Raw genomic sequence first — 5,777 nt, 5'->3', positions numbered from 1 at the left:
CCTCATCCCTGTCGACAGGTGACCGCGTCGCGCGAGGCGAAGATGTCGGTGTCGTGAGCGAGGGCGGCCACACCCCCGTCGGAGCAGTGCACTTCGGCGTGCGCTGGAATGGCGAGTACATCAACCCAATCGTGCTGTTGGGCGGCGTGCCCCGCGCTGTACTGCTCCCGTGCTGTGGCTAGCCAAAAGAAACCAGATCAGCCGTGGGCGACGGGATCAACCAAAGACGTTTCTGCCGCCGTTGTCTTGAATCGTGCCGTACCCGCTTGCGCTGAAGGTGTTGTCGTTTCCGTTGACCGTGATGTCGCCGATGGCACCGTCAGCGTCGATGCGCATGCGGTCACCAGCGATCTGCATAGATCCGATCCCGCCACTGACGAAGCTGTTGTCGTTTCCCTCGATACGCACATCACCCATGTCGCCGATCGCGACATCATTATTGCTCCCCTGGAGCAACACGGTGTCCGCTGATCCGTCCATCTGCACGACGATCCGGTTGCCGGCGATCGTCACGTCGGCGCAGTCGCCCGTCAGCGAGAACACGACATCGTTGCCTGCCAGGACGGCTTTCCCGTTCACGCAGAGCGCATCTGGTGCGGATGTCGGAGAGACCGTGGTTGTAGGTGCCGGAGTCGGTGCCTGCGTTTCCCAGGAGGGCGAGGGAACCGGAGTCACGGCTCCCCGTGTCGGAACGACGGTGACACGAGGTCCCGGGAGCGCGATGCATCCGGCGAGCGCGAAAGCCGAGGCGACGGCCAGGGCGACACCGAGCGTGCGGCGCGGAGCATGCATGCGATTACCCTACGCGGGAAGCGCAGATCGTCAGAGACGCAGGGGTGGTGCCGCGTCCGTCTACGCCCGCGGGTGCGCGAGACGGTAGCTCGCCGTCAGCCGCTCGCTGGAGACATGAGTGTAAATCTGCGTCGTACCCAGGCTCGCGTGGCCGAGCATCTCCTGCACCGACCGCAGGTCGGCACCACCATCGAGGAGGTGGGTGGCGCCGGAGTGTCGCAGAGCGTGCGGGCCCACACTCCCCCCGGTGAGCGCGCCGACGCGTCGAGCGACGACGTCGTAGACGGTACGCGAGCCGATGCGCGCGCCACGAACGCCGAGAAAGAGTGCACTGCGGGCGGTATCGGTCACGGCAAGCGCCGGCCGACCTCGCACAAGGTAGGCATCCAGTGCGCGCGCAGCGGCACCCCCGTAGGGCACGACCCGCTCTTTCGCCCCCTTGCCCCAGACGCGCGCGGTCCGGCGCCCGTTGTCGAGATCTGTCAGGTCTAGGGCACACAGCTCCGAGACGCGCAGCGCTGCCCCGTAGAGCAGCTCGAGCATGGCGTGATCACGCAGATCAACCGCGTCGCCCCCCGTTCCTGCTAACTGCCCGAGCTCATCGAGCAACTGGGCAAGGCCGTCGGCAGAGGCAACCTTCGGCAGCGTTCGCCCGCGCTTGGGCGCGACGAGGCGCACCGCAGGGTCCGTGTCGATGAGGTTCGCATCCAGTGCCCACGCAAAGAAGGTGCGCACCGCAGCAGCACGCCGCGCGAGGGTGGACCGAGCGTCGCCGCGCTCGCTCGCGCGCCACATCCAGTTCCGCAGCATCTCGAGATCGACATCCTGTACCCGGGTGGGACCCACAGCATCGGCCAGGTCGGTCAGATCCGACCGGTACGCGCGCACCGTTGCAGGAGACAGCCGGCGCACATCGGCGACGTAGCGCAGGTAGCGCTCTGCAGCCTCGGAGATGTCCATGCAGACAGGATGCCTCAGCCGACCAAGCGGCGACGGCGCCCAACCCGGTGTGGCGCGAGGTGCCGCAGTCTCCAGCTCACGAAGGCGGGGTATCCGCGGCCTCGCCCCGGAGCGTGTACGCAGCCCCATCCCGGCTCCTGTCAACAAGGCCTGAATCAACGAGGTAGCGCCGTAAGAGTGCGGTGTCATCGACGAGCACGCGCAACCGGCCGGTGAGAACAGGTTCCGAGACCGTCTCACCGTGCTCGAGAACGCGCCCGACAACCCATCGCAACAGATCATCACGCTCGCGTAGCGACGCCGGGTAGTGCGTGATGCGCCCGTCGACGAGGAACCTTCCGATATCCGTTGCCTTTCGGGGCGACGCCTCGGCAAGGATGTCGCCGAACACCGTCGGTTCAAGCTCCAGCCCGCCCTCTTCCACGCGAACTGCGCCCGACGCGGTCAGCACCCGGACGATGTGCTCGCGCCGCGACGGTGACTTCGCATCAAGATAGCCAGCAGCGTCTCCGCCCATGAGCAACAAGCCGAAGGCGACGCGAACGTCGGGGTTCGCTAGCGCGGCGATCACCGGACGCCACCGGTTGCCTGTCTGCTGTGTCATCGCTGCCTGACCTCCTCACCCCGAGCCTCTCACGCCAGCCGCCAGCCGCCCGCGTCTGCCGTCACCACTCCGTCCAGGTGCAGGATTCCGAGGTGGGATTGAACCTCTCCAGTGCTGAGGCCGCTGCGCCGCGCGATCTCCTGCGTGGTGCGCGCCACTCGTGTGCTGAGGGCGTCACGGACACGGGTGGCGTCGGTGGTGCGAGGTTCGGCGTCACGACCGCTCAGGCCCATGAGTTCCCCCCAGCCGATCAACTCGCGAACGTCGGCAGCGGTGGTGACGCAGGTCGCTTCGAGTTCGCGCAGGAGCCGGTGGCAACCCGCCGACGCTGCGCTGGTAACCGGCCCCGGCACTGCTCCGATCGCGCGGCCCAGGGCGCTCGCGTGATGCGCGGTGTTAAGCGATCCGCTGCGCCACCCGGCTTCGACCACGACTGTCGCCGCCGACAGGGCTGCTATGAGCCGGTTCCTCTGCAGGAATCTCCACTTCGTGGGAGCGAAGCCCGGCGCGACCTCGCTCACGACCGCACCTGTCGCGGCGATGCGCTCGACAAGCTCGGTGTGGGCCTGCGGATACGCCCTTTCCAGCCCGCCCGCCATGAGCGCGATCGTGCAGCCGCCACCGGCGAGGGTCGCCCGGTGAGCGGCGGCGTCGATACCGAAGGCCGCACCCGACACGATGGGGATTCCGGAAGCGGTAAGTTCAGCGGCGAACTCCCCCGCGACATGTTCCCCGTACGATGTGGCCGCACGCGCTCCGACGATGGCCACCCCCGTGCGGGCCGCGGAGATCGACCGCGGGTCGCCGCGCACCCATAGTGCCAGGGGTGCGTGCGCTCCCAGGTCGTCGACAGCATCGGGCCACTCCTCGTCGGCAGGGGTCACGAGCCGCAGTCGAGCGGCACGGGCAGTACGCAGGAGGCCAGCCACCGTACCCGGCCGCATCCTCGGTTCCCACCGCTGCAGTGCCGCACGGGCCTCGCTCTGGTCCAGGATGCTGTCGCCGATGTCCCCGCGCCGCACCCGTGCGAGCGCCTCGAAAGCCCCGAGCGATTCCGTCAGGATCCCCGCTGCCGCGTCACCCGGCTCGGTCAGGCTGTTCCAGACCACGCGGGCATACCGATCGAGAATGCCGTCGTCGGAGAGTGGGCCCGTCACGAGAGGGCCGAGCTCGTCTCGAGCGCGCTGCGGATCAATCACGAGACTGTTCCTCGCTTCAGGAACAGTGCGCGCCCGATGTGGTCGGGGGTCGGCATCCGTTCCCCCTCGAGATCGGCGAGCGTCCACGCCACCCGCAGAACCCTGTCATAGCCGCGCAGCGTCAGAGTGCCCCGCGCCAGGGCGCCATCGAGCGGGGCACGAACCGCGGGCGGGAGCGCCCCAGCGCCGGAGCGTAGCCACGTGCCCGGTACATCGGCGTTTCGCCGCCACGGGGTATTCGACAGGCGTCGCGCGGCCCGATCACGGGCTTCGACCACGAGCGCCCGGGCATGGGCAGAGTCCAGGGCTCCCCGCGCCTCGGGAACACGGCCCACCCGCAGCAGGGTCAGCTCGATGTCGACGCGATCGAGAAGCGGGCCCGACAGGCGGTTCTGGTAGCGCCTGATCGCCTGCGACGGGCATTCACAGACGGCATCTCGAAGCCCCCGGTTTCCGCACGGACACGGGTTGGTGGCCAGCACAAGCTGAAACCGCGCGGGGAAGGATGCCGTGTATCCGGCTCGATGGACGGTGATGCGCCCGGACTCGAGGGGTTGACGCAGCGCATCGAGCACCGTCGTGGCGAACTCTGCAGCCTCGTCCAGGAACAACACACCCTCGCTTGCGCGCGCGATTGCGCCGGGGCGCGGCGCACGAGATCCACCGCCGACGAGAGCTGCAGCACTCGCGCTGTGGTGCGGCGCCTCAAACGGTGGGACCCGCGAAAGATGAGTGACAGCGCTCCCCGAGAGCGAACGGATGGATGCCGCAGCCAACGCGGCCTCGTCATCCAACGGCGGCAGAATCCCGGGAAGTCGCCGCGCGAGCATCGTCTTTCCGGCGCCCGGCGGACCCGTCATGAGCAGATGGTGGCCACCAGCGGCCGCGACAAGGAGCGCGGCGACAGCGTCATTTTGTCCAACCACGTCAGCGAGGTCCAGAGTCTCCTCCGGTACACCAAGGTCACTGGGGAGATCCACCGGATCGGCCTCGGGCAGCCGCGCCTCGATCCCATGTCGGGAGAGAACGTCACTGAGACTCGTCGCACCGACCACGGTGATTCCGGGTACGAGCGCTGCCTCGTCCTCGCTGGCGCGTGGCACGACGACGGTCTCGAGTCCCGCCCGAGCTGCGGCCAGCACGGCGGGAAGGATGCCGGGCACGGGGCGCAATCTGCCGTCGAGGCCGAGTTCACCGATATGCGCAGTACGCATGAGCGCATCAGCAGACAGCGGCAGTTGTGTAGCCAGGGCAGCGACAGCGATCGCGAGATCGAACCCGGAGCCGTGTTTCGGCAGGTTCGCTGGTGAGAGATTGACGGTCAATCGACGACTCGGAAGCGGAACGTCGCTATTGGCGCAGGCGTTGCGTACGCGTTGAGAGGACTCCCCGAGCGCACGGTCGGCAAGTCCGATGATGCGAAAGTCGGGAAGCTGATCGGAGAGATCGGCTTCGACTTCGACGGCGACGCCCTCGATTCCCACGAGCGAGATCGCCCAGGTGCGAGCGAGACTCATGCGAGGTCTCGCAAGTGCTCGATCTGCAGCGGCGTCGCGGGGTCACCGGTGATCGCAAGCCCGTCCACGCGTACGTGGCGGCTGCCGGCTAGATCACGGTGGGCGGTGCGCCACTCTCGCGCCAGCTGGTGCAGGCGGTGGAGCTTTCGTGCGTCGATCGCCTCGAACGGATGCCCGAAGGCGGCGGATCGTCGCGTCTTGACCTCGACGATCGCGACAGTGTCGGCATCGGCGACCACCAGGTCGATCTCACCGGTGCGGCAACGCCAGTTGCGATCGAGGATCTCGAAGCCCCGCGCCCGAAAGTAGGCCTCGGCGGCGTCTTCACCCGCCCTGCCGAGTTCGTCTTTCGTTGCCATTCCCCCAGCGTTGCTGCGCGCCCATCGGCGACAGCGAGGATCGGGGCGAGACGCGAAGAAGCTCGGGAACTATGCGCCTGGGGAGGAAGGACGCTTAGCTGTCGAGCGTGAGCTCGTCAGGCAACTGGAAGTCGCCGCGCTGGAGTTCCTCGACGTTGACGTCCTTGAAGGTCAGCACGCGCACGGACTTCACGAAGCGGTCCGCGCGATAGATGTCCCACACCCACACGTCGTTCATCGTGATCTCGAAGTAGAAGTCGTGCTCCGTGTCCCGGCGAACGACGTTGACGTCATTGGCGAGGTAGAAGCGTCGCTCCGTCTCGATCACGTACTGGAACTGGTGTAC

7 protein-coding genes and 1 pseudogene are annotated in these 5,777 nt (G+C 67.5%); 1 reads left to right on the top strand and 7 read right to left on the bottom strand.

Annotated elements, in window-relative coordinates:
• A pseudogene (locus tag Q1V87_RS03365) lies at nt 1–182 on the top strand (M23 family peptidase); the annotation flags it as partial.
• A 34-nt stretch (nt 183–216) separates the two neighbouring features.
• On the opposite strand, the gene Q1V87_RS03360 reads toward Q1V87_RS03365, so the two are convergent.
• The 7 genes from Q1V87_RS03360 to Q1V87_RS03330 all read right to left on the bottom strand — a co-directional run.
• Nucleotides 217–792, bottom strand: a complete 576-nt coding sequence (locus Q1V87_RS03360; RefSeq protein WP_300590849.1) for a DUF3060 domain-containing protein — start codon at nt 790–792, stop codon at nt 217–219.
• Nucleotides 793–852: 60 nt separating this feature from the next.
• A complete protein-coding gene (locus Q1V87_RS03355) occupies nt 853–1,752 on the bottom strand; it encodes a tyrosine-type recombinase/integrase (RefSeq protein WP_300590848.1) in 900 nt (299 codons plus the stop codon).
• A gap of 76 nt (nt 1,753–1,828) precedes the next feature.
• A complete protein-coding gene (locus Q1V87_RS03350) occupies nt 1,829–2,356 on the bottom strand; it encodes a DUF2087 domain-containing protein (protein WP_300590847.1) in 528 nt (175 codons plus the stop codon).
• A 29-nt stretch (nt 2,357–2,385) separates the two neighbouring features.
• Nucleotides 2,386–3,555, bottom strand: coding sequence for a DNA-processing protein DprA (dprA, locus tag Q1V87_RS03345; RefSeq protein WP_300590846.1), 1,170 nt, complete (start codon nt 3,553–3,555; stop codon nt 2,386–2,388).
• Nucleotides 3,552–5,072 (bottom strand): YifB family Mg chelatase-like AAA ATPase, encoded by a 1,521-nt coding sequence (locus tag Q1V87_RS03340; RefSeq protein ID WP_300590844.1) that lies wholly within the window; start codon nt 5,070–5,072, stop codon nt 3,552–3,554. The genes dprA and Q1V87_RS03340 overlap by 4 nt, the downstream gene beginning before the upstream one ends.
• Nucleotides 5,069–5,431, bottom strand: coding sequence for a YraN family protein (locus Q1V87_RS03335; protein WP_300590843.1), 363 nt, complete (start codon nt 5,429–5,431; stop codon nt 5,069–5,071). The genes Q1V87_RS03340 and Q1V87_RS03335 overlap by 4 nt, the downstream gene beginning before the upstream one ends.
• 94 nt (nt 5,432–5,525) lie before the next feature.
• On the bottom strand, nt 5,526–5,777 hold a 252-nt coding region (locus Q1V87_RS03330; protein ID WP_300590842.1), incomplete at its 5' end, for a DUF2469 family protein.

The sequence above is a fragment of the Microbacterium sp. genome (assembly GCF_030149085.1).
Taxonomy (GTDB): domain Bacteria; phylum Actinomycetota; class Actinomycetes; order Actinomycetales; family Microbacteriaceae; genus Microbacterium.
This window is presented reverse-complemented; position numbering and strand designations above follow the sequence as displayed.

Coding starts and splice junctions, on each gene's coding strand:
- Q1V87_RS03340 (WP_300590844.1), bottom strand. CDS start 5,072: ATGAGTCTCGCTCGCACCTGGGCGATCTCGCTCGTGGGAATCGAGGGC.
- Q1V87_RS03360 (WP_300590849.1), bottom strand. CDS start 792: ATGCATGCTCCGCGCCGCACGCTCGGTGTCGCCCTGGCCGTCGCCTCG.
- Q1V87_RS03335 (WP_300590843.1), bottom strand. CDS start 5,431: ATGGCAACGAAAGACGAACTCGGCAGGGCGGGTGAAGACGCCGCCGAG.
- Q1V87_RS03355 (WP_300590848.1), bottom strand. CDS start 1,752: ATGGACATCTCCGAGGCTGCAGAGCGCTACCTGCGCTACGTCGCCGAT.
- Q1V87_RS03350 (WP_300590847.1), bottom strand. CDS start 2,356: ATGACACAGCAGACAGGCAACCGGTGGCGTCCGGTGATCGCCGCGCTA.